Origin of the sequence: Flavobacterium sp. J372 (genome assembly GCF_024699965.1) — a bacterium.
Taxonomy (GTDB): Bacteria; Bacteroidota; Bacteroidia; order Flavobacteriales; family Flavobacteriaceae; genus Flavobacterium.
On record NZ_JAJOMZ010000004.1, the window covers coordinates 2,005,193 to 2,029,515 of the forward strand.

General features: G+C 41.3%; 18 protein-coding genes and 3 pseudogenes. 8 read left to right on the top strand and 13 right to left on the bottom strand.

Annotated features, from left to right (window positions below; genetic code table 11):
- The first annotated feature begins 26 nt into the window (after nt 1-26).
- The 3 genes and pseudogenes from gldF to dnaN all read left to right on the top strand — a co-directional run bounded on the left by gldF (nt 27) and on the right by dnaN (nt 3,648).
- Nucleotides 27-751 (top strand): annotated as a pseudogene (gene gldF / locus LRS05_RS09945) (gliding motility-associated ABC transporter permease subunit GldF).
- A pseudogene (gldG, locus tag LRS05_RS09950) lies at nt 751-2,437 on the top strand (gliding motility-associated ABC transporter substrate-binding protein GldG). Before gldF ends, gldG begins: the two co-directional pseudogenes overlap by 1 nt.
- A gap of 92 nt (nt 2,438-2,529) precedes the next feature.
- Complete coding sequence (gene dnaN / locus LRS05_RS09955) at nt 2,530-3,648, top strand: DNA polymerase III subunit beta (protein WP_257868192.1); 1,119 nt, start codon at nt 2,530-2,532, stop codon at nt 3,646-3,648.
- Nucleotides 3,649-3,825: 177 nt separating this feature from the next.
- Here the strand turns inward: dnaN and LRS05_RS09960 are convergent, their stop codons facing one another.
- The 3 genes from LRS05_RS09960 to LRS05_RS09970 all read right to left on the bottom strand — a co-directional run bounded on the left by LRS05_RS09960 (nt 3,826) and on the right by LRS05_RS09970 (nt 7,582).
- Nucleotides 3,826-5,673 (bottom strand): hypothetical protein, encoded by a 1,848-nt coding sequence (locus tag LRS05_RS09960; protein ID WP_257868193.1) that lies wholly within the window; start codon nt 5,671-5,673, stop codon nt 3,826-3,828.
- Nucleotides 5,674-5,781: 108 nt separating this feature from the next.
- Nucleotides 5,782-6,630, bottom strand: coding sequence for an alpha/beta fold hydrolase (locus tag LRS05_RS09965; protein ID WP_257868194.1), 849 nt, complete (start codon nt 6,628-6,630; stop codon nt 5,782-5,784).
- 112 nt (nt 6,631-6,742) lie between these two features.
- Nucleotides 6,743-7,582 carry a universal stress protein gene (locus tag LRS05_RS09970; RefSeq protein WP_257868195.1) on the bottom strand — a complete coding sequence of 280 codons (840 nt, stop codon included), beginning with the start codon at nt 7,580-7,582 and terminating at the stop codon, nt 6,743-6,745.
- A 123-nt stretch (nt 7,583-7,705) separates the two neighbouring features.
- Here LRS05_RS09970 and mnmE point away from each other — a divergent pair, with 123 nt between their 5' ends.
- Nucleotides 7,706-9,100, top strand: a complete 1,395-nt coding sequence (gene mnmE / locus LRS05_RS09975; RefSeq protein WP_257868196.1) for a tRNA uridine-5-carboxymethylaminomethyl(34) synthesis GTPase MnmE — start codon at nt 7,706-7,708, stop codon at nt 9,098-9,100.
- A gap of 43 nt (nt 9,101-9,143) precedes the next feature.
- Here the strand turns inward: mnmE and LRS05_RS09980 are convergent, their stop codons facing one another.
- Together LRS05_RS09980 and LRS05_RS09985 are read right to left on the bottom strand one after the other, a co-directional pair.
- The gene (locus LRS05_RS09980; protein WP_257868197.1) at nt 9,144-13,127 is read right to left on the bottom strand and encodes a fibronectin type III domain-containing protein; all 3,984 of its coding nucleotides are present in this window, start codon (nt 13,125-13,127) and stop codon (nt 9,144-9,146) included.
- A gap of 120 nt (nt 13,128-13,247) precedes the next feature.
- Entirely contained in the window at nt 13,248-14,336 is a 1,089-nt protein-coding gene (locus tag LRS05_RS09985) for a M42 family metallopeptidase (protein ID WP_257868198.1), read from the bottom strand.
- A gap of 78 nt (nt 14,337-14,414) precedes the next feature.
- Here LRS05_RS09985 and LRS05_RS09990 point away from each other — a divergent pair, with 78 nt between their 5' ends.
- From LRS05_RS09990 to LRS05_RS10000, 3 genes are all read left to right on the top strand, one after another.
- Entirely contained in the window at nt 14,415-15,071 is a 657-nt protein-coding gene (locus LRS05_RS09990; RefSeq protein ID WP_257868199.1) for a DUF4294 domain-containing protein, read from the top strand.
- A 114-nt stretch (nt 15,072-15,185) separates the two neighbouring features.
- Nucleotides 15,186-15,704: a hypothetical protein gene (locus LRS05_RS09995; protein ID WP_257868200.1), complete on the top strand. Its 519-nt coding sequence runs from the start codon at nt 15,186-15,188 to the stop codon at nt 15,702-15,704.
- Nucleotide 15,705: 1 nt separating this feature from the next.
- A complete protein-coding gene (locus tag LRS05_RS10000; protein ID WP_257868201.1) occupies nt 15,706-17,355 on the top strand; it encodes a T9SS type A sorting domain-containing protein in 1,650 nt (549 codons plus the stop codon).
- 53 nt (nt 17,356-17,408) lie between these two features.
- Here the strand turns inward: LRS05_RS10000 and LRS05_RS10005 are convergent.
- The 4 genes and pseudogenes from LRS05_RS10005 to LRS05_RS10020 all read right to left on the bottom strand — a co-directional run bounded on the left by LRS05_RS10005 (nt 17,409) and on the right by LRS05_RS10020 (nt 21,487).
- A pseudogene (locus LRS05_RS10005) lies at nt 17,409-18,289 on the bottom strand (cation diffusion facilitator family transporter).
- Between the two features lie 53 nt (nt 18,290-18,342).
- Entirely contained in the window at nt 18,343-19,107 is a 765-nt protein-coding gene (locus LRS05_RS10010; protein ID WP_257869261.1) for a TIGR02757 family protein, read from the bottom strand.
- 25 nt (nt 19,108-19,132) lie between these two features.
- The gene (locus tag LRS05_RS10015; protein ID WP_257868202.1) at nt 19,133-20,674 is read right to left on the bottom strand and encodes a hypothetical protein; all 1,542 of its coding nucleotides are present in this window, start codon (nt 20,672-20,674) and stop codon (nt 19,133-19,135) included.
- A 153-nt stretch (nt 20,675-20,827) separates the two neighbouring features.
- Entirely contained in the window at nt 20,828-21,487 is a 660-nt protein-coding gene (locus LRS05_RS10020; RefSeq protein WP_257868203.1) for an ABC transporter ATP-binding protein, read from the bottom strand.
- A gap of 245 nt (nt 21,488-21,732) precedes the next feature.
- Between LRS05_RS10020 and msrA the strand changes: the two genes are divergently transcribed.
- Nucleotides 21,733-22,281 (top strand): peptide-methionine (S)-S-oxide reductase MsrA, encoded by a 549-nt coding sequence (gene msrA / locus LRS05_RS10025; RefSeq protein WP_257869262.1) that lies wholly within the window; start codon nt 21,733-21,735, stop codon nt 22,279-22,281.
- Between the two features lie 17 nt (nt 22,282-22,298).
- On the opposite strand, the gene LRS05_RS10030 is transcribed toward msrA, so the two are convergent.
- The 4 genes from LRS05_RS10030 to LRS05_RS10045 all read right to left on the bottom strand — a co-directional run bounded on the left by LRS05_RS10030 (nt 22,299) and on the right by LRS05_RS10045 (nt 24,288).
- On the bottom strand, nt 22,299-22,628 hold the full coding sequence (locus LRS05_RS10030) for a DUF6787 family protein (RefSeq protein ID WP_257868204.1): 330 nt from the start codon (nt 22,626-22,628) through the stop codon (nt 22,299-22,301).
- A 186-nt stretch (nt 22,629-22,814) separates the two neighbouring features.
- On the bottom strand, nt 22,815-23,309 hold the full coding sequence (locus LRS05_RS10035; protein WP_257868205.1) for a sensor of ECF-type sigma factor: 495 nt from the start codon (nt 23,307-23,309) through the stop codon (nt 22,815-22,817).
- Nucleotides 23,302-23,733: a hypothetical protein gene (locus LRS05_RS10040; protein ID WP_257868206.1), complete on the bottom strand. Its 432-nt coding sequence runs from the start codon at nt 23,731-23,733 to the stop codon at nt 23,302-23,304. The genes LRS05_RS10035 and LRS05_RS10040 overlap by 8 nt, the downstream gene beginning before the upstream one ends.
- A 12-nt stretch (nt 23,734-23,745) precedes the next feature.
- On the bottom strand, nt 23,746-24,288 hold the full coding sequence (locus LRS05_RS10045; protein WP_257868207.1) for an RNA polymerase sigma factor: 543 nt from the start codon (nt 24,286-24,288) through the stop codon (nt 23,746-23,748).
- Between the last annotated feature and the right edge of the window lie 35 nt (nt 24,289-24,323).

Here is a 24,323-nt window from a genome sequence, read left to right on the forward strand (position 1 = left end):
CATTTAAACTTAAAAACTAAAATAGTTTGAAAGCATTACTCTTACGCGAGATAAAATCCTTCTTCGGTTCGCCGATAGGGTATCTTGTCATCGCTATATTTTTACTGCTCAATGGGCTTTTCCTTTGGGTTTTCCCGGGAGAATTTAACCTTCTTGACAGTGGCTTTGCCGACCTTAGCCCGTTCTTTACCATTTCGCCATGGATATTGATTTTCCTAATCCCGGCAGTAACCATGCGCAGCTTTGCCGACGAAAAAAACAGGGTACAATTGAGCTGCTTTTCACAAAGCCATTGACTGTCTGGGAAATCGTAAATGGCAAATTTTTCGGTGCTTTTATACTTATTTTGCTGGCACTGTTGCCAACTTTGATTTATGTATTTGTTCTTTCAGGTTTGGGCAATCCTCCGGGCAATATTGACCTTGGCAGTACGCTTGGCTCGTACTTTGGGCTTATGTTCCTTATTGCAGGCTATACGGCTATTGGCATATTTACATCAAGCCTTAGCGATAACCAGATTGTGGCGTTCATCGCATCGGTGTTCCTTTGCTTTTTGTTTTATTTCGGGTTTGAGGGCGCAGCGGGTTTAATGGGAGGTTCGGGTAGTATCATTGCCATGTTCGGGATGGATTACCATTTTAAGAGCATGAGTCGGGGAGTGCTTGATACGCGTGACATCATCTACTTTATCAGTATTGCCGTGCTGTTCCTGTCGTTCACTGTGTACAAACTTAAAACACTGAAAGGATAATGGAAACAGCAAAAAATAATAACCTGAAACAGCTGGGCATCATTATCATCGCGATATTGGCGCTTAACTTTGCTGCACAGTATTTCTTTAAGCGTTTTGACCTTACACATGATAAACGCTATACATTATCTGAAACTACAGTAAATATTATTGACGGTGTACAGGAGCCGTTGTACATAGACGTTTTTCTTGAAGGGCAGTTCCCCGGAGAGTTTAAAAGGCTGCAGGACGAGACACGCCAGCTGCTGGAAGAATTCCATTCGCAAAACCCCAATATCATTTTCCAGTTTGTAAATCCTCTTGAAGAAGAGCAGGGCAGAGAAGAAGTGATGCGCCAGTTCTATGAGCGTGGCCTGACCCCAATAAGCGTAACAGTTGATGACAAGGGCAAGCAAAGCCAGGAAATGGTTTTCCCGTGGGCAATTGCAACGTACAATGATAAAAGCACCAAGATACAGCTGCTGAAAAACATGATGGGTGCCAGTACCGCCGAGAAGGTGGTAAGCTCGGTACAGCACCTTGAGTATGCCGTGGTTGATGCCATAAATAAAGTGACAAAAGAAAAGCAGAAAAAGGTTGCAGTGCTTAAAGGTAACGGCGAACTGCACGACATCTTTATGGCCGACTTTATAAAGCAGGTACGTGAGAGTTATTTCATTGGGACATTCACCATGGACTCTGTGGCAAAAGAACCCGCAGGAGGCTTTAAAATACCTCAATAGGTATGACCTGGTTGTGGTAGCTAAGCCAACGGTACCTTTTAGTGAAGAAGAAAAGCAGGTGCTTGACCAGTATATTGTAAATGGCGGCAAAACGCTGTGGCTTACTGAAGCTGTGAATATTGAGATGGACAGCCTTTACAATGAAGCCGGGGCTACATTGGCGTACCCTCGTGATTTGGAACTGAATGATATGTTCTTTAAGTACGGCTTCAGGATAACTCCGGATATTATTAAAGATGAACAGGGCACGCCAATTAAGCTTGCAACGGGTGATCAGGGCAGCGGCACGCAATACCAGGACTATATGTGGAAGTATTCCCCGTTCATTTATCCTGAAAGTGATAACCCGATTGTGAAGAACATGAGTGGGATAAAGTTTGAGTTTGCCAACCCTATTGATACGCTTAAGAACAACATCAAAAAGACAGTACTCCTGCGTTCTTCGCAATACTCTAAGAAGGTTGGGGCTCCTACCCAGGTGAATCTTGAAATGGTCACCGAAGAAACCAGTCCGAAAGATTACCCTAACACAGGGAACATTCCGGTAGCGGTGCTGCTTGAGGGCAAATTCCATTCGGTATTTGAGAACAGGGTATTGCCATTTAAAGACCCGGCTTTTAAAACTACAGGTAAGTCAGGAAAGATGATAGTGATATCGGATGGTGATGTTATAAAGAATCAGCTCGACAAAAATAACCAGCCATTGGAGCTGGGCTATGATCGATGGACTAACAATCTGTATGATAACAAAGAGTTCCTGATGAATTGCGTGAACTATTTGCTTGACGATACAGGCCTGATAAATATACGCGGTAAAGAAGTAGACCTGCCAATGCTCGATAAGCAGAAAGTATATGAAGAATACACAATGTCACAGTTCATAACTGTAGGTGCGCCATTGGCGGTATTGCTTGTTTTCGGGCTGCTTTTCACGTACTTGCGCAAACGTAAATACAGCAAATAGTGTTAATAAATTATTTGCCAAAATTAATTTGATTACGATATATTTGTGAAACGGAAAGCTGTATAGTTTTACCATTAAATACAAAAACATAGATGAAATTTATAGTATCAAGCTCATACCTGCTTAAGCAGCTACAGGTTTTAGGAAGCGTTATCAACAGTAACAACACCCTGCCTATACTTGACAACTTTTTATTTGAGCTGAACAACAATGCGCTGACTGTTTCGGCGTCAGATTTGGAGACTACCATGTCGGCTACGTTAGAGATCGACTCTGACAGTGTTGGCAGCGTGGCAGTACCTGCCAAACTTTTACTTGAAACACTTAAGACATTTCCTGAACAGCCGCTTACTTTCACGGTAGAAGACAACAATACTATCGAGATAAGCTCAAACTCAGGTAAATATGCGCTGGCATATGCTTCAGGTGATGAGTTCCCGAAGGCTGTAACGCTTGAAGACCCGTCGGTTACCGTTGTGCCTGCTGAGGTATTGGCAACCGCTGTGAGCAAGACTATCTTCGCTGCCGGTAATGATGACTTGAGGCCGGTAATGTCGGGCGTATTCTTCCAGTTTTCTCCTGAAGGGCTTACGTTTGTGGCTACTGATGCCCACAAGCTGGTAAAATACCAGAGAACAGACGTAACAGCGTCTCAGGTGGCAGATTTCATTATGCCTAAAAAGCCGCTTAATATCCTGAAAGGTATACTTTCAACAAGTGATGCTGAGGTTAAGATTGAATATAACGATTCTAATGCTACATTCTCTTTTGATAATTATGTGCTTACCTGCCGCTTAATTGATGGTAAGTATCCTAACTATGAGGCTGTTATTCCGAAAGAGAATCCTAATAAACTTCTTATAAGTCGCGGGCAGTTCCAGAGTTCCGTACGCCGTGTTGCTATCTTCTCAAACAAAACTACACACCAGATTCGCCTTAAGATTGCCGGCGCAGAGCTGAACATTTCGGCTGAAGACATTGACTACTCAAACAAAGCTGAAGAAAGACTGACGTGTGATTACCAGGGTGATGACATGCAGATTGGCTTCAACTCCCGTTTCCTTACCGAAATGCTGAGCAACCTGCAGAGCGATGAGATCATGCTGGAAATGTCTCTGCCAAACCGCGCGGGCATACTTACTCCGGTTGACGGCCTGGATGAAGGCGAAACCGTTACAATGCTGGTAATGCCGGTAATGCTGAATAATTAGTATATAGATTTTAGTATTGAGTATTGAGAGATTGAAATGGGTTTGAGTAAATCTCAATACTCAATTCTGATATCTCACATCCAATTAGCTATTTAACCAAGCCACTATATGTGAGAAAGCCGGTTCAGACTTCTGGACCGGCTTTTTGTTTGCTGCAAATTCTTAAACACCGACAAGTTAACGGGCAATTGCTTTGAGAACCATATCTTCTTTGATCATCACATCACGCATTAAAAGATTGTGTGGAAAAACTTTCAGTTTAGACTTTCTGAATCCTTCAAGTATTTTGTACAAAGATGATGCAGTAATAAGCGAAAGATTTAATTCATATTCCAATCCGCAATCCTTAATAAAATCATCTGAGAATTCAGGTGCAATCAATAATGATTTTATTACCCGGTAATCATTTTTACGTGCAATGGCATCATAAGATTTCAATTGTCTTGACACTGAACTGAACTTGTTGTAATTACTTTCTTTGATTGTTTTACATTCTACAATGATTAAATCATTATTTCCAAGATTAATCAGAATATCAATCTGGTCTTTTGAGGTATTAAGTTTTTTTCTGAGAGGTTCGTCAATATGGAAACCTAACTCAGTAAGAATACGTTTTGTAAGTTCTTCAAACTTTAGGCCCAAATCGGCTTCTTTTATAATAATTCCACCTTCTTTAAGAAGTAATAGGTTCCGGAATCCTATATGCTCATAATTTTCAAGAAAAAGATTCTCTGAATCCTTGTAAGCATCAAGGACATTGCTAATCAAATCACCACGGGTTTTAATGTCCATATTTTTGCAGAATTCAATAAGATCATTCTCAGCAATAAGCTCCAGTAAATCGCGTGGTTTAATATTATAGTCGAGCAGATAAACACTTTTTAAAACATTTTCGTCCTGCAGCTCGAATTTTTTACGTAAGCTGTTATTAAAGCCTGGCAGGCTGTCTGATATTTGAAGAAGTAGTTTATCAAACCCATCATGAGACATCCCAATTTTATCGTCATGTTCCAAATCTTCAAAATATTTTATAAGACTTTCCATTTTTTCATCAACAGTTGAACCTTTCAGTGAAGTTATTTGAAGGTTTTTGTCGCAAAAATCATTCAAGAACTTTTTCTTTTCGGTTAATGTTGTTCCGTCTTTATGCACATCTTCAACCAATACCTGCTTTATTGATATCCCTGCATTAATTATTTCATTTAGCTTATCTTCTAAAGGCAATTTTCTATCGATGTTGTGATTTTTACAAATGAGGTTGATTTGGGGTTCACGTAATTGTAGCAATACCCTTCGCATAAATTTATCGCTTACTTCCCGGCCCCTTGTTTTTCGCAACAGCCTGACAATCTCATCTGCAATATATATGGTATTATTTTTCTTAGAATAGAAAATGACTCCAATACTTTTCAATTCATTAATTACTGCATCAATCTCAAGCTTTTTTACAGGAAGAATTAAGTAATTAATTAATTTTATTTCTTCCTGAGAGAGTGATAATTCCTCCGCTAATGTTAGCAGTATTGAATGTTCGTCAGTAGTAATTTTTTTTTCCTGATTGTTATTTTCGTCATTATAATATGCTTTTCTGAGGCAAGCAAGATAAATTTTGTAATCACGCTTTCGGGCAATATCGATTTCCGATTTATCATCAATAAGCTGATTTTCAAAATTTTTAAGCTTTTGCTTCAACACGCTTAATTCTTTATCGTAAAGTCGGGAGAACCAATCCTGTCGGATTATACAGCAGCCGTCTCTGGAAATTATATCAATAAGAATATCGAGCTGTGATGATGTTTTAAGGAATTCACACCTGATATACTCTGTAAACTCGTCTTCAAGAAGATTAAAGACTTTTACAATATTAATGGTATCAACGCTTTTTAAATCCCTGTTTGAGTCTGATAACACAGCTTCAATCTCTTTTAAATTTTTAGGCTTACCTGCTATAAGGTTGTCAATAATTTTCAAAAACGAATTCTTCTCGAAAGAATTAATGTTGTTTAATATTTTTTCAAGTTTCATATCTAAGTAAGGTTTCTACGAATATATAAAATTTTAACATTTATTTTTAGAAATAAAAAAAGCCGATTCAAAAACGAATCGGCTTGACACTTATAATAATTAATTTTATCAAGAATTCACAAAGCTCACTAAATCTTCGTTGAATTTATTTTTATGGGTGTAGTATAATCCATGCGGTGCGTCATCATAAACAAAATATTGAGCATGGGGAATATACTTCACCGTTTCATCTGATGACGAAGCAATTGGTACTGTAGCATCCTCTTTACCGTGAATGATCAGGGTTGGTATGCGCACTGATCTCAAGTCTTCACGGAAATCGGTAGTTGACCATGACTGCATACATTTTATGGTAGAGTAGCCGGAAGCCTGCATGGCCAGGTTATGGTCGTGCAATAGGATTTCATTGCTTACCGGGTGGCTCAGCAGGTTTACACCGTAAAACATTTTCCCAAAGCTTGCCAGGAACTTCGCCCTGTCATCTTCAATCTGCTCCTGCATGGTTTCAAACTGTTCTTTTGGCAGTCCTGTTTCATTATCATCAGTCTGCAGCAGGTACGGTGTTACTGAACCTACAAATACAGCTTTTGTCACGCGGCCTTCATTGTTATATTTTGAAAGAAATCGCGCTACTTCGCCACCGCCCATTGAGAAACCAACAAGTGTAACATCGGTCAGATCAAGTTCTTCAAGCAGAAGTTTCAGGTCGCCGGCAAGAGTGTCATAATCATAGCCGTCCCATGGGCGTGATGATAGCCCGAAACCGCGGCGGTCATACGCAATCACGCGGATATTGTGTTTTGGCAGTTCATTAAGCTGGTATTCCCATTGTTGGTAGTTGAGCGGCCAGCCATGTATAAGTACTACGGGTTTGCCGCGGCCTATATCCTGGTAAAAAATGTTTACTTCTTCTGAATTGCCCGAAAGGCTAACTGAGTTGGTGGTGATAAATGGCATAATGTTACTTTTTTAAAATTGGAAGCTTGAAATTACAACTTCAAAAAATGTAAGCCATTTCAATTAAGAAAGCCTTGTGTGTTAAAGAAATCTTAAATGCTAAACAACAGCTTTACTGGTTGTCATTAAAAACCATAAGCGGCACTTTGGTATGGTATGCCAGTTTTTTTGTAAGGCTGCTATGGAATAATCCTTCAAAGAAACCGCGCTTATGCCTGCGCATTACCAGCATCTGTATATTATTATCTTCGGTAAAATCGTGTAATGCCTGCTCTAAATCAGTATCTTGCACGGTATGGAAAGTAACTGGGTTTGCCCTGAAATGCAATTTCCATTCGGTTACACGCTCTTCAGGATTATCAGTACCATCCTGATTGTCAACATATATACAATGAATTTCTGCCCCAAGCCGCTCTGCTATAGAAACTGTAACAGTCATTGCATCATTATCTTTATCCCGATATTGCGTTGCAAAACCAATATTTTTAATCTTTTGATATTCAGCTTCTTCAGGAATTGCCAGCACCGGTACTTTAGCATTGCTCATCATTGATGAAGCTGTTGAACCTATGAATGTTTCTTTCAAGCCCGTAGCGCCCTTTGTTCCCATAATGATGAGGTCGCAATTTTCCTCACTGCAAACTTTATTAATATTGTACACTAAGTCGCCGTACAGCAATATGTTACGCATTTTTACATGGCCCATATTACGCCTCTCTGCAATCTCATGCATTTGCGGCAGCTGGTCTTTAAAGTTTTCAAACTGGTTCAGTTCCACAATGTCATATATCTCGGCTGCTGTTTCAGGCATTGGCGGTGTCTCAACGATAGGAAGGTCGTAAACGTGGAGTATAACCAGCTCAGCGTCAAATCTATCCGCAAAATCCAGTGCATAGGCAAATGCCGCTCCGGAGGCATCTGAAAAATCGGTAGGGAACAAAATGGTTTTCATAATCAGTGTGTTTGCTTAGTTAAAATTACAAAAAACAGTTGGACTTTTCTTACTTTTTATGCCGGTATTAACAAACATGTTTTAGTTTCAGGAAAGCGTATCTTTGCAGAAATTATTTTGAAAATGATCCATCAGGATACCATAGTGGCGCTTGCAACACCATCAGGAGCAGGGGCAATAGCCTTAATTCGCATATCAGGCAGTGATGCCATCACAATAGCTTCCACCGTTTTTAAATCGATTTCAGGTAAAGACATTACGCGGCAGAAATCACATACGCTGCACCTTGGTACCATTGAAGATGAGGGTAGGGTGTATGACCAGGTATTGCTTTCAATTTTTAAAGGAACTAACTCTTACACAGGTGAAAACACCGTTGAAATTTCATGCCACGGCTCGGTTTTTATCCAACAGCAGATTATACAGTTATTGTTACGCAAAGGCTGCCGCATGGCTAATGCGGGTGAATTTACCCTTCGTGCATTTTTGAACGGAAAGCTTGACCTGAGTCAGGCTGAAGCGGTTGCCGACCTTATTGCCAGCGATAACGAGGCTAGCCACCAAATAGCCATGCAGCAAATGCGCGGTGGTTTCAGTAGTGAGATTGCAAAATTGAGAGAAGAACTGTTGAATTTTGCATCGCTGATTGAGCTTGAACTTGATTTTGCCGAGGAAGATGTGGAGTTTGCCGACCGTACTCAATTTTATGATTTGCTGAACCGTATTGAGTTTGTCCTGAAGCGGTTAATTGATTCTTTTGCAGTAGGTAATGTGATTAAGAACGGGATACCCGTAGCAATTGTGGGCGAACCGAATGTGGGTAAGTCAACATTGCTGAATGCACTTTTGAATGAAGAGCGTGCCATTGTAAGCGACATTGCAGGTACAACACGCGACACTATTGAAGATGAGATTGTTATAGATGGCATAGGCTTCCGGTTTATTGATACCGCAGGTATTCGTGATACGCAGGATGTGGTGGAAAGCATCGGCATCAAAAAGACTTTTGAAAAGATGGAGCAGGCTCAGGTAGTTATCTATTTGATAAGCAGCGAGCAGTTTGCAGTTGCCAATTCACTTGATAACCTTAAGCTTGAAATTGAGAAGATTAAGAACCAGTACCCGCAAAAAGCGCTTGTGGTTATCGGTAACAAAAAGGATTTATATACTGATGAGCAGATTGAAGGCATAAAGTCTGAAATTCCGGAGACATTGCTGATATCTGCTAAAAATAAAGAAGGTATCGAGGAATTAAAAGCCAAACTGCTTTCATTTGTAAACACAGGCGCATTGCGCAATAATGAAACGATTGTAACTAACGCCAGGCATTATGACTCGCTCATTAAAGCTCTTGAAGAAATACAAAAAGTACAGGATGGTATGCAAACAGGCCTTTCGGCAGATCTTGTGGCAATTGATATTCGTCAGGCATTATACTATTTCGGAGAGATAACCGGACAGGTTACTAATGACGAGCTTCTTGGGAACATCTTTGCAAACTTCTGCATAGGGAAATAAAAAAACCGCCATGAAAATGGCGGTTTATTTTTGAAGTTACAAATTATTGCTTCTTAACAATCTTCAGCGTTTTAACGCTTTCACCTGATGTAACATTAACTATATAAGTTCCGTCAGCAAGGGCCGACATATCTACACTTGCTTCAGTAGCATTAACCGTTCTAGCCAGTACCTGCTGGCCAACCAGGTTGTACACAGTAACACTTGTAATGTCAGTTGTGTATGAAATTTTAAGCACATCTTTCACCGGGTTAGGGAAGTACCTGAACGAAGACGAATCAAACGAGCCGGAGCTCAATACAGCATCTACCGCTATATCATCAAGGTAAAGCAGGTTCTGCCCCAATGCCGAGTAAGCTTGGAAGCCGATGTAGTAAATACCTGTGGTAGCAGGAGTAAACTCTACAGAGCCATTATTAGGCGTGTTTCCGGTGATTGAAGGGTGATCACTTAGTTGTGTCATACTTGCAGCTGTTGCCTCTGTACCATAACCAACTTTCATCTTTTCAACATAAGTACCAGTTGTATTCGCCCCATATTTGTAAGTAAGCTTATACGTTTGTCCTGCTGTAAGGTTAATACCGCGGGTAAAGAACCAAGTGTCCGCTGCACCTGCATAAGTGTAGTTGTAGCTAAGGCCTTTGTTTGTAAACCCGCCACCGTTAAGTGCAGCGGTTTTCCATGTGTTGCCTGATCCGTTGTTGATCACCGTTGAGCATACAGGTACAGCCGGTACTACAGAAGATTCAAAATTTTCAGTAAAAGGCACGCTTGATGCTTCACAGTCTGTTGTAAATGTTGCGAATGCTGACCATTGGCTTAAATCACCATCGCCGCAATTTCCTCTTACCCATACATAGTACATTGTGCTTGATGCCAGGTCTGAAATGTTTGCAGAACTGGCACCCGCTGCTGCTGTACCTTGTGGTGTTACGTTGGCAGCCGGAGGTGTACTTACAGTATTGTAATAGTATTCAAAACCGCTAGCCGGTGTTCCTGTTGCAGTCCATGATACGGTTGCTGTATGAAGGCCGGTACCTACTGCGCTCACACCTGTAGGCGCGAAGCATGTTGGTGATACAGTTACAGAGATATCATCTACATAAAGATAGTTTTGCCCCGAAGCTGAGTACGCTTTGAACCCGATGTAGTATACACCCGTGGTTGATGGTGTAAAGTCTACATATGTTGTAGTTGGTGTTGAGCCTGTAATAGCAGGATGGTCTGCAAGCTGCATCATTGCTAAAGATGAAGTTGCATCACCATAAGCAACTTCAAGTTTTTCGGTATAAGTAGCTGACGATGCACCGTACTTGTACGTTAGCCTGTAACTTGTACCTGCCGTAAGGTTTAATCCTTGTGTATAAAACCAGGTATTGGCCGGTCCTGCATAGGTATAGTTATAACGAAGCGCTTTGTTGTTAAAGCCACCTGCAGCAGGAGTTGAAGTAATCCATTTGTTACCTGTCCCTTCATTTACCACAATAGTACATGCCGGTAGGGCAGGGGTTGTTACCGATTCAAAATCCTGTACGTAAGGTACATTTGTAGCTTCGCACATAGTTGTAAACATAGCGCTTTGAGACCATGCACTCAAGTCATCGTTTCCGCAATTGTTGCGTATCCAGATGTAATATGTTGTGTTAGGCGTAAGGTCAGATATTGTGGTCGAAACATCGGCAGCACCAGCTGTACCAAGCGCTGTTGTAGCTGCTGTTGGCGCAGTGCCTGTTGTATTGTAGTAATATTGATAGCCTGCTGAAACACCATCAGGAGTCCACATAATATCAGCAGAGTTTACCCCTGTACCCATCGCCGTCAGGCCAGTAGGCGTGTTACAAGTTGGCGCAACAATCACAGAGATATCATCTACATAAAGTGAGTTTTGGCCTGCTGCAGAGTAAGCGTGGAAGCCAATATAGTAAACCCCTGTTGTAGACGGCGTGAAATCTACATATGTAATAGTCGCTGCCGAACCTGTTATAGACGGGTGATCATTCAGCTGTATCATTGCAGATGATTGTGTATCCATCCCGTAGCTCACTTCCATTTTTTCAGTATAGCCAGATCCTCCGTATTTGTAAGTAAGCCTGTAGCTGGTACCTGCAGTAAGGTTAAGGCCCTGGGTATAAAACCATGCGTCAGCAGGGTTCGCGAAGCTGTATGGGTAGCGAAGCACCTTAGTATTAAATGCTGCGGTAGCTGGGCTTGTTGTATTCCAGGTATTGCCTGTACCCTCATTTACCGCAATTGTACATGCAGGCAGGGCAGGAGTTGTTACCGACTCAAAGTTTTGGGTATAAGGTACGTTCGTAGCCTCACAAAGTGTTGTAAAGCTTCCGCTTTGAGACCAAACACTAAGGTCATTGTTTCCGCAGTTGTTGCGTACCCAAACATAGTAAGTGGTATTTGGCGAAAGGTCAGAAATATTCGCAGATGTCTCTGCTGCACCTACACTCCCTAGCGCTGTTGTTGCTGCAGTAGGTGCAGTGTTGGTTGTGTTGTAATAGTATTGATACCCTCCTGAAACACCGTCAGGTGTCCATGATATTACACCGCTGCCTGGCCCTGAAGCCACGGCGCTTACACCTGTAGGAGTATTACAAGTTGGAGCAACCGTTACAGAAATATCATCAACCAATAGGTAGTTTTGGCCTGATGCAGAGTAAGCGTGGAAACCAATAAAATAAACTCCTGTAGTTGCAGGGGTAAAATCAACATATGTAACTGTTGGTGTACTTCCTGTAATTTCAGGGTAATCTACAATCTGGATCATAGAAGCTCCGTCAGTAGCCATACCGTAACCTACCTCCATTTTCTCTGTGTAGCCGGAACCGCCGTATTTGTAAGCAACGCGGTAACTAACGCCCGCTATAAGATTTAGGCCGCGTGTAAAGAACCACGTATCTGCAGCGCCGGCGAATGAATAAGAGTAACGCAGCGCCTTATTTGTAAAGCCGTAAGCAGCCGGTGATGCGGTTGTCCAGATATTCGCAGGGCCGGTTTTGATGGCAGTAGTACACGCCGGCAAAGCCGGTACCGTTGCAGATTCAAAATTTTCAGTATAAGGTAGATCGGTTGGTTCACATAGCGTTGTGAATGACGTGCCCGGTACCCAGTTGCCAAAGGTATCACCGCAAACACTCCTTATCCAGGTATAATAGAGCGTATTTGGCAGAAGTGTGCCTGCTGATACGCTTGTACCCTGGGCTGGAATACCCTGTACAGCGGCAGTTGGTGCTGTATTGACACTTGATACATATACCTGGTAACCATTTGCAGGAACCACCTGTGGAGGTGTCCAGGTAAGATTTGCGGTATTTGTCGCAACCACATCTGCATGAAGGTTTGATGCAGGAAGGCATGATGCCAATGTAGCATTAAACTCCAGCCTTGCCAATGTAGTATACCTTGTTCCTGCAGGAGGTGTAGCCGGGTTAATGTTGGTAGCCGCCCCTGCCCTCAAACCTGTGTTTGCTAAACTAACATATGTACCAAAAGTTGTGGCAGAGAAGCCATTTGTTTTGCCGTCAGAATTTTCATCTACAGCTACAATAAGGTTGCTGGTGCCATCATATATAAATGGCGCTGAAAAAGTAATTTCAAGCCACTGGCCGTTAACCGATGTTATATTACCTGAAAACACCTGTGTAAGGTTTGCTACAGGTTCCCAGTCGGTTGTTGAAGCAAATGAACTTTTTGTAGTGTGTCCTACATAAACGGTCCAGCTTTCCCAGTTGGCAAACGGCTCAAGGCCACTTGCAATGTAAAAGCGTACTGCCGTAATCTGCCCCGCGCTTCCGCCGGCGCCTATTATCTCAGAGGCTCTCACAATTTGCTGTGAATAGTTGTAGAAGCTGTAGGTATCCATAGGCATACCATAAGCAGAAGTAGTGCCACTGCCGACAGCTACCGTGCCTAAAGTCTGTCCTGAGGCAGACAAGCACGTAAATAAAGAGCATAAGGCAATAAAGCCTATGCGCCAGTAATTAAATTTCCGATAAACGGGACTGGTAATTTTATTCATGAAATAAATTGATTTAAATTGCGCTAAATATATCAAAATTATTCTTAAAAATTTAAAATAGCAGTTTTCGTTTACCTACCCTTTTATTCACAAAAAAAGCGCCTTAAAGACGCTTTAGTTTTATTCGAAATATGTGAATGTATCTCCATCCTTCATATTCAGTAATGTCTCGTAGATGAGGCGTATTACATTCTCCACATCATGCCGGTGAACCATCTCTACTGTAGTATGCATATAGCGCAGCGGCAATGAAATAAGCGCAGAAGCCACACCGCCATTGCTGTAAGCAAAAGCATCGGTATCAGTACCTGTAACCCTTGACGATGCCAGCCTTTGGAAGGGTATGCTGTTCTTCTCGGCAGTATCAAGTATGAGTTCGCGCAGGTTATTTTGCACGGCCGGTGCATAAGTTACAACCGGGCCTTTGCCAATTTGCGTTTCACCTTCAATACGCTTGTCAATCATGGGTGTAGTGCTGTCATGGCACACATCGGTCACAATAGCTACATTCGGGCGGATGGTTTTCGTGATCATCTCCGCCCCGCGAAGGCCAACCTCTTCCTGTACCGAGTTAGTTATATAAAGCCCAAACGGAAGTTTCTTTTTATTTACTTTTAGCAGCCTTGCTACCTCGGCAATCATAAAGCCGCCAATACGGTTGTCAATAGCGCGGCACACAAATTTGTTGCCGTTCATTATCATGAAGTCATCCGGGTACGTGATAACGCAGCCCACATGTACGCCAAGCTTTTCAACCTCTTCTTTAGTAGAACAGCCACAATCAATAAAAATAGTTTCAATTTTAGCAGGCTCTTCTTTGCCGCGATTGCGGGTATGTATTGCAGGCCAGCCGAATACACCTTTTACAATTCCGTTTTTGGTATGGATATTGACACGCTTTGACGGTGCAATCATATGGTCTGAGCCACCGTTGCGTATAACGTATATAAGTCCGTTTTCAGTAATATAATTTACGTACCATGATATTTCATCACTATGGCCTTCAATCACCACTTTGTAAGGCGCATCGGGGTTTATAACCCCAACAGCTGTACCGTAAGTATCGGTTATGAAAGTATCAACATACGGGCGCAGGTAATCCATCCATATTTTCTGGCCGGCGGCCTCATGCCCGGTAGGAGACGGGTTATTAAGATATTGCTCTAAAAATGCCAGTGAAGCATCATTAAGTATAGATTTTGATGACATAAATTTTATTTTCCGCTAAAATATAAATAACATATCACAGTTATATATAATTGTATAATTTTGGCTCAAATTTGCAAGATGAAAATGAAGGTAAAATATTGCCTTATTCTTTTAATATGCTGCTGCTTTGGTGCTTATGCTCAGGTAGAAGACACATTAACCACGGGCTTTGAAAACGATTCGATAGCTTACAGCGTTGAGATGCCTGAAGTATTGGTAGGCAACAACCCCAATGCTGTTTCTGCTGAGACTAAAAAGCAGCTGCTTTTACTGAAGCGCCGGACGCTAAAGGTATATCCGTATGCTAAAATTGCGGCCGACAGGCTTACGATGCTTAGCAACAACATGGCAAAGCTGAAAACTGACAAGGAGAAAAAGAAGTATTCTAAAATAGTAGAAAAATATCTTGAAACTGAGTTTGAAGGCCAACTGAAAAAGCTTACCCGTAAAGAGGGGCAGATACTTATAAAGCTAATACACAGGCAGACAGGCCAGTCGGCGTTTGATCTAATAAAAGAACACAAAAGCGGCTGGAAGGCATTTTGGTCGGCCCGGGTGGCGAAACTGTTTGACCTTAACCTTAAAACCAAATATGATCCTAACCAGGTTCTTGAAGATTTTTATATAGAAGGCTTCCTGATGCAGGCTTTTGACAGTGGTAAGCTGGTACGGCAGCAACCTGCATTTAAAATAGATTATGATGCACTCGCCGATAAATGGCTCAATAAAGAATAATGTGAAACCCTGCAGTTGCAGGGTTTTTTATTACAAATAAATTAAATGTTAAAATTTTGGTAGGGTAATTAATATCAATTTTGTTTCATGTAAAACCAAATCAATCACTTAGCTATGAAACAAAAACTACTCACCTTCGTTTTATTTATCATTTCAACAGTAGCTTTCGCGCAGCCTGTTGCCTACCCGGTACCGGATATTTCATTTTGTTTAATTCCGGGCGAATCAATAGCGGTCGATCTTACTGTACAAATACCGGGTGTGCTGGGCAACCAGAATCCTCAGACGAATATTGTCAGCTTTTATACCACAATGGCTGATGCGCAGAGCGGCATTCAGCCGATTACTAACCCTTCCGCACATGTTTCTAATAACGGGCAAGTTATTTATATAAGAGTAAGTGATATTACGAATACAGAGTATGCTGTAACATCTTTTACCATTAGCTTTACTAATGTTGGTATTCCGCTTGAACAAAACATTTATACCTGCGGCAGTTATATATTGCCTCCGCTCTCGCCCGGGCTTGGTTATCATACGGCGTCCTTTGGTACAGGTACTATGCTCCCCCCAGGTGTGGCGATAACACAAAGCGTTACCATATACATATACGGGACCCATAAATACATGTGAAGTGAATTCCACACTTTCCATACAAATTGCAACGATACCTGACGAAAATATTGCTCCTTACGTAATTTGTACACCAGACGGCGCTCCTGGCATATTTGACCTTACATCGCGAATAGCTGAACTCACCGGGCAGCATCCATGGGCATGGGTTGAGTTTTTCCCTACTGAAGCAGATGCAATGGCTGACACCAACGAGATTACAAACCCTGCAGCTTTTATGGCTACATCTGTACTTCAAACGGTATATGCCAGGGTATTTCTTGATGGTACACCCGTTTGTTATTGGTACAAGCCGGTAATTTTGGCTACAGAGACATGTACGTCAAATTCCATCTCAGGAATAGTACGTTACGATTCAGACGGCGGCGGGTGTTCAGCTTCAGATGTTCCTGCACAAAGTATCCCTGTGTTTAATTACGTGGGTAACAATATCTACCAGACATTTACTGATGTTAACGGCAGCTACAGCTTTACCGGCACTCCTGATGGCGGTAACACAGTACTAGTAACACAAATGCAGCAATCATCTGCAATAACACCAGTAGCACATCAGGTAACACTGCCAGGTATAGTTACAGACAAAGACTTTTGCATAACTGTGCCTAATCCCGTGCAGGATGTTTCAGTGGCGATATACCCAATTTCGCAGGCAAGGCCGGGTTTTAATGCAACTTATTCATTGGTTATAACCAATTCAGGGACAATTCCATTAAGCGGAACGGTAAATCTTTATTTCCCTGCTGCCAAAGTAACATTTGTGAGTTCTTACCCGTCAATGACAGTTTCCGGTAATTCACTTTCACTAAATTACGTTAACCTGCAGGCTTTCCAGTCAAGGTCTATATACATCACATTCCTTGTACAGCCGCCACAGGTTGTTCCTGCCGGCGATATTCTTACTTATGCTGCAACTGTTACGCCGGGAATGGATAATAATTCAGCTGATAATACAATGGTGCTGACCCAGGAAGTAGTAAACTCATATGACCCGAACGACATAAGCGTGCTTGAAGGCGCTACAATAACTGAAGCCCAGGCTGACGGTTACCTTCATTACACTATTAGATTCCAAAACATTGGTAACGCCGATGCATTAAGAGTGCGTATTGAAAGTATGCTTGACTCAAAGCTGGATTATAATACAATTCAGCCTGTAAGCGCCAGCCACGCCTACCATTTTGAGCGTAAGAATGATAAGCTGACTGTAAGGTTTGATGATATTTACCTTGCCGGCAGCCAGTATGACGAGCCTAACAGCCATGGCTACATAACCTACAGGATTAAGCCTAACGCAACCGTGACAATCGGAGACAGCATGAGCGCCAATGCAAGTATTTACTTTGATTTTAACGACCCTATAAATACCAATACGGTTACAACTACAGTACAGGCGGCGGCAGGCACAGCAGATTTTTCAGCAAACAGTTTTAAAATGTATCCTAACCCTGCAAACGGTATGGTTACGCTTAAACTTGCGGAAGCCGATAAAGCTGACGTCACGATTACCGATGTATTGGGTAAAACTGTGCTTTCGGCAAAAATGTCATCGCATGAGCAAAACATTAATATTACTGCTCTTACCAGCGGAATGTACTTTGTAAAAGTTACTGCTGAAGGCCAGTCAGCTACTAAAAAATTGATTGTGAAATAAGATTGTTTTTTAACAATGGTAAAAGGCTGTTCCGAATGGAACGGCCTTTTTTGTTAGCTGTAATCGTCAGGCTCAATATGTACAAGCACATGGCCCAGGTTGCCAAGTTTTTCGCGTAGTGCATCTTCAAGCTTATGCCCAAGTTCATGGCCTTTTTTAACTGAGATATTAGCATCAACTATTGCATGAAGCTCTATATGGTAGCGCATACCTGCTTTGCGTACAAAACACTTTTCAGTATCAATAATCCCGTCAACTTCTTTTGCCACACGACGTATATCTTCTACAACATCTTCATAAAGATGTTCATCCATTATCTCACCCAGTGCCGGACGGAAAATCAGGTAGCTGTTATAAAGAATGAAACCTGAGGCAAACAGCGCAGCCCAGTCGTCAGCGGCTTCATACCCCTGCCCGAAAAAAATAGCTATTGAAATACCCGTAAAAGCAGCAACAGAAGTTATAGCATCACTGCGGTGGTGCCAGGCATCGGCTGCGAGCGCACTGCTTCCTGTTTCCCGGCTTTTTTCATCACGAGGCGATAAGATATCTCTTTCCATAAAATAATGGCTCCCAGCACGAATAATGTCCATGTTGCAGGAAGTTCATGCGGCGTTTGTATATTCACAATGCTTTCGTATGCAATTACCGTAGCTGATGTGATGAGAAAACCAACTACTATAAATGTAATGAGCGCTTCGGCACGGCCATGGCCGTAGGGGTGATTGTCATCGGCCGGGCGGCTGGCATATTTAATCCCCAGTAATACAAGAAAAGACGAGAAGATGTCGGCTGTGCTTTCTATCGCATCGGCTATCAGCGCATATGAATTTCCGAAAAAGCCTGCAGCTCCTTTAATCAGGGCAAGTGCAAAGTTACCTGCAATGCTGAAATAGGTTGTTTTTACGGCTTTTTCTACGGAAGTGCTGTCCATAGTGACAAAGATAGGAAAGGAGGATTAAGTTACATCCAAAAAACTTTCAGGAATTAAAACCCTTCGAACACACCCAGCCCAAACAGGGCAAAATCATATTTTACAGGGTCATCTTTATCAAGAAGGCGTAATTGTGTGTCAAGCTCCGCTAACGCTTTGGCATCATTTTGCTTTCGGACAAGTATGCCCAGCTTGCGTGCCACATTGCCGCTGTGCACATCAAGAGGGCAGGATAGTGCAGAGGCCGGAATGCTCTTCCAGATGCCAAAATCTACACCTGCGTTATCATCACGCACCATCCATCGCAAAAACATATTAATGCGTTTTGCCGCGCTGCCTGCCAATGGGTCGCTTACATGCTTTTGGGTACGTTTTGCATGTTCAATTGAAAAGAAAACATTTTTAAATTCAGAGATTGATGGCTGTAACGAATTCTCCTGAATATTTTTACTAAAAACCTGCTCCAATCCCCCGTGATTTGTGTAGATGTTTTTCAGGGCTATAACAAAAGTTATAAAATCATCGCTGTTGAAGGTACGGTGTACAAAGCCGTCAAGCTTTGTAAGGCATCCGGGCGAGTGCGACATCACAAAATCGTAAGGTGAATCGCCCATCAGCGATATCATTCGCCTGGCATTACTGATTATCATTTTACGATTGCCCCAGGCTATAGTGGCAGAAAGAAAACCTGCAATTTCTATGTCTTCTTTTTGTGAAAACAGGTGCGGAATTTGTATCGGGTCGCTATCTATAAAATCGGGTTTGTTGTATAAAGCAACTTTCTCATCAAGGAAAGCTTTCAGTTCATCAGCATTCATCATTTCCATGCTGCAAAATTACAAATTATTCAGCAACGCGTTTTGAATAAAAACCATCGTTTAATGATTTACCTCGAAGTTGCGGAATATAGCCATATCTTTCTTTAATATACTCAAGCTGTTCTCGACTTACAGCAGGCAACGGTGCATTGCCGGTAATCCAGAAGATGGATGAATTATCCTGCGAATAGTAGATTAGGCTGCCTTGCTGTTCTTGAATGTATTTATTTTCAGTCTTTGAATTTTCAGCGGGGAAAATAACATTAGATAGGGATAGGGTGCTGTTTTCGACCATCAGCTTATTTTTGGAAAGAGGACTGAGATTTACCGGAATAAAAATAGTTACTGCGGTGAGCATCGTACTGAGGAAGAGCAGGGGGAAGATTAGTCTTTTATGATTGAAGACCAAAGCAGCAAACAGGAAACCAAACACCAGTATAAAGTTGAAAAAAAACCTGTACTGTGGTGATGTGGCATAGAGGCAAATCATTTGAAGGCACATGGCAGCATATACTATCCAGACGGATTTTTTATTGTAGAACCTATAGATAAATATTGGAGCAACAATTAAAAGCGCAATAGAAATTTTATTAAAAATTCCGTGCAGGCCCGGAAGCATAAGCCAATGAAAGAAGAGCTGCCATTCTGAAATATCACTGAATTCTGGAGAAGATAAATGGAAAGCATATCGTCGGGTCAAATCGACATAAAAATTGGCAAGTTCGGTCGGTAAAGTGTAGTCGGTATTGATGGCAAAACCTGTAAATGGGAATAGGGGATAGCCGCTAGTGAGGCAGTTTTTTATAATAAAAGTCAGTATAATTAAGCTTCCAAATGAAACTACATATAATATTTCATAGCGCAAAACCCTTATATGAATAATGAAATATATAAGTGGAAACAGTAGCAATAGTACTGATGTTGGTTTGATGTAAAAGCTGAATACCGCCAGCAAAGCTAAAACCTTAAATATACTTGCTGATGCGTTTTTAAAATTTTCAATAAAAATGAAAATTATGATAAGCGTAATGATATAAACGGGCAAATCAGGCGATGGAGCGTTTATGAACTGGAACAGAAACACATTTGCCACCGGCAATAAACCAACCGTAAGATAAAGCCTGTTTTTATTCTTAAAATAAGCATTAAGTTTAGTGATAGAGAAGACATTCCCAACCAAAAGGCAAAACCCGCTGAGGTCATTAAAAGGAATATTCAGGAACGAAAAGGTGAAGGCAGACTGGGCAATATGCCAACCGCTCATTTGCGCTAAAAACGGATGCAGATTTGCGAGACCTTTTACAAATCCATATTCATTTAACCATTTAATTGACTGTATGTAATATGTTTCATTATCAATAATATATGGTAAAGATGAACATTGTGATATAATCAGGATTGCTACAATACCTAACAGGATTTTAAAACTAAGATCCAACAATCTGACTTCCTGTAAAAACTGTTTGGAAGTTTCTAAAAGCCGGTCTTTTGAAAAAATCAAATTCGCAATATTTACAAATAGCAAGGCTAAATGAAACTCCCAATTCACACGAAAAAAATAGCCCAAATACTTGTGAACAGCGTAATCGCAAAAAGTCCTGATATTACAGTAATCGCAAAATCTTTTATATTAAGCTTCAAGATCTTATCTATTATCACTCCCAAATTGAAACAGGTGAAAGTGATGTAAATCCAGCTTAATAGTATCAGTAACATGTTGTTAGATGATATTGCCGTCGCTCATCACCAGCTTGCGGTCAGCCATATTGGCAAGTTCTGTGTTGTGAGTAACGATTACAAAGGTATGTCCCATCTCGTCACGAAGCTGGAAAAATAGCTTGTGCAGGTTTTCAGCGGAAGCAGTATCAAGATTTCCGGAAGGTTCATCGGCAAATATAACAGCAGGGTCATTTATTAGCGCCCGGGCCACTGCAACGCGCTGCTGTTCACCGCCTGAAAGCTCTCCCGGCTTATGATTTATTCGATGCGAAAGCCCAAGATAGTCAAGCAGCTGCTTGGCTTTACCTGAAGTTTCAGATTTAGATTTACCTGAAATAAAAGCTGGTATACAAACGTTCTCCAAAGCGGTAAATTCAGGCAGCAATTGATGGAACTGAAAGATAAATCCAAGTTGCGTGTTCCTGAATTTTGATAATGCCGTATCTTTGAGTGAAAGAACATCTTGTCCGTTGATAACCAAACTTGTACCGGCCTCTTTTGATGGTTTGTCAAGTGTGCCGAGTATTTGCAGCAGTGTTGTCTTCCCTGCGCCGGAAGCCCCCACAATACTTACAATCTCACCCTTAGCAATGTTGAGGTCAACCCCCTTCAAAACGTGGAGCTTATCATAATATTTATGAATGCCTGAAGCCTGTATCATGTCAGTGTTTTCAACAAAGAAACAAACAAATTTATAGACAGAAAAATCTTTTTTGGCACAATATTTCATATATGATTTATAAAGTTTCGTTAAGTAGCAAAAACCCAATCCGCAAATAAGTAATTTAGCATATGAAAACCATCATAATTGCAGCGCTGGCAATGGTTACGGCATCATGCCAGGCAAAAAATAATGAGCCCCAAAACGATATAACTGCAGGGCTGACTAAAGACAATAATATTGAAATGGAAGAATCAAAAAATACTGAAATCGCAATTTTTGCAGGTGGGTGCTTTTGGTGTACGGAAGCATTTTTTACTGATATCAAAGGAGTTACAAAAGTAGAGTCAGGATATATTGGCGGAAAGACTGAAAACCCGACATATAAAGAAGTCTGCAGTGGATATACGGGACATGCCGAGGCCATCAGGATTACATTCGATCCGGCGCAGGTGGGGTATGAAGACCTGCTCGAGATATTTTTTGCAACACACGACCCGACGACTCTTAACCGCCAGGGAGCCGACGTCGGGACGCAATACCGCAGCGAGATTTTCTATACTACAAACGAGCAAAAGGCTAAGGCTGAGAACTTTATAAAGCTTTTAACCGACCAGAAAATCTTTGATAAGGCTATTGTGACCAAAGTTACGGCGGCTCCAAAATGGTACCCGGCGGAAGATTACCACCAGGATTATTACGCGAACAACCCCAATCAGCCTTACTGTCAGGCGGTTATAGCACCAAAGCTGGCTAAGCTGCAGAAGAACTACAAGAGCAAGCTGAAATCATAAAGTAAGATGTAAATAATTCAAGCCCTGCTAATTGCGGGGCTTTTCTGTTGGTAGTAAGAAGCCGAGACCGCAGGCGCGCAGCATCTTTTTTCGAAGGCCCAAAAGAACTTAAACTGACCGAACACAAACCCGAAAAACATCAGTAAAACCTGGTAAATCGGGAAGATGAGCACTATGTAAAGCGGGTAGTAAAAGTAAAAAGGCAGCGTTTCTTTAGTGATGCTGATGGCTCCCAATACAGGTTTCGACAAATATGCAGAGCTGGAACCGGTAATTGCAAACACAATAAATATCATAACTAATTGATAATTAGATGTTATGCCCCAACGCTCCTTCAACTTTTTCATAAAATATTCTTAAAGCACAAATATAAGCACTCTTTTCATAGCTTTTTGCTTCACTTATAGTAAAGTTAGCGAGCAGCATTTAACAACTCGTTTGTAGTCCGTTCTTACAATTTTGTTTAGTTTTATGGTATAAGCTATTTGGATAAACTATTCTAAACTTTTCTACATTAAAAAAATAAGGAACCATTATCGGTTCCTTATTTTTTGTCTTTCATTAATTCTCACCTCACGATTCTTACCCCGCATTTTTGACAAAAGTTGTTTGTTGAAATTATCTTCAGCTTTTTTTAGCCTCAATACCTTAACTGGGCCAATTATAGGCTTCAGTTCATTTATAAGTTTTCGCCGCAGGCCAAAAAGCTCTTCTTCATTAGACTGGATTTCAGCGAGATATGTATTTGCTTCCTTATCAGAAATTTTGTCAAAATTGCTATCGTCCAATTTCTGTAGTAACGGGCGTATCTTGTTGTGCCGCAGTTCAAACTGTTTCTCTTCAAAAGAGTTATACACCGGCCAAAACTTCGCCGCTTCATCGCTGGTGAGGTTTAATTCTGTAGTAAAGTATGATACTTTCAGGGCTTTAATCTGTTCCCGTTTTTCTTTATGTTCCTGCGCAAATACTGTTACACTGCATAGCAGTAAAAGCATCACTAAATTCTTCAATTTCATAATCTTATTCATAAATAGTTATATTTTGTTCATACAAATATTCTTCGGCGGCATTATAATTAACTTCATTAATTGACAACGCGCTTTCAAGCTCGTCAATATCCTGTTGGTCAAGCTGTTGTATGATATCATACGAGCTGATATTGCTTTGGTATGCGAGGTAATTTTCAATCGAAGCGTTATCAGGCTGTACCGCCTGCACACCTGATTTAAAATACATCGTCAGCCCCAAAGCCAATATTAAAACTGCAGCAGCAGTTGATATCCAAACAGTTGCCTTACGGTACAGCGGCATAACTTTAGCTTCTTTTTCAGGCAGCTGCTGCATCAGCCGTTCGGTAAAGCTGTCAAAATAGCCTTCAGGAGTTGTGAAGCCGGTCTTTATCTTATTATTCTCATCCAGTTTAAATCGTTCCATATCATTTAGACTCTGCATTTTACAGAGGGTTTAATTGTTGTTGATGTAATCTTCAATCTTTTTTACTGCGTGGTGGTAGCTTGCCTTCAGCGCTCCGACAGACGTCCCTAAAATCTCGGACATGTCTTCATATTTCATATCTTCAAAATACTTCATCCTGAATACAAGCTGCTGTTTTTCAGGTAGTGATGTCACTGCTTTCTGTAATTTCAGCTGAAGCGCATCGCCCTCGAAATATTCATCGGCCTGCAGGTTATTTATTGCTTTTTCCTGCACCTCACCGGGTTGAAGATTATTCTTTCTCGCTTTTTGGCTGAGGAATGTCAGCGCTTCATTGGTTGCAATACGGTACATCCAGGTAAAAAGTTTGCTGTCACCCTTGAAATTCTCCAGATTTTTAAAAATCTTAATGAACGTGTTTTGCAGCACATCATCTGTGTCATCATGGTCAATCACCATTCCGCGGATATGGTTGTACAACGGCCTGCTGTATTGCTGCACAAGGCTATTAAACGCTGTATTTTGCGTTTCTGGGTCAAGCAATGCTGCAATAAAAGCCTTTTCGTCCTGCAAGTGTAATCGCTGTTTTGGTAATATGACTAAAGTTA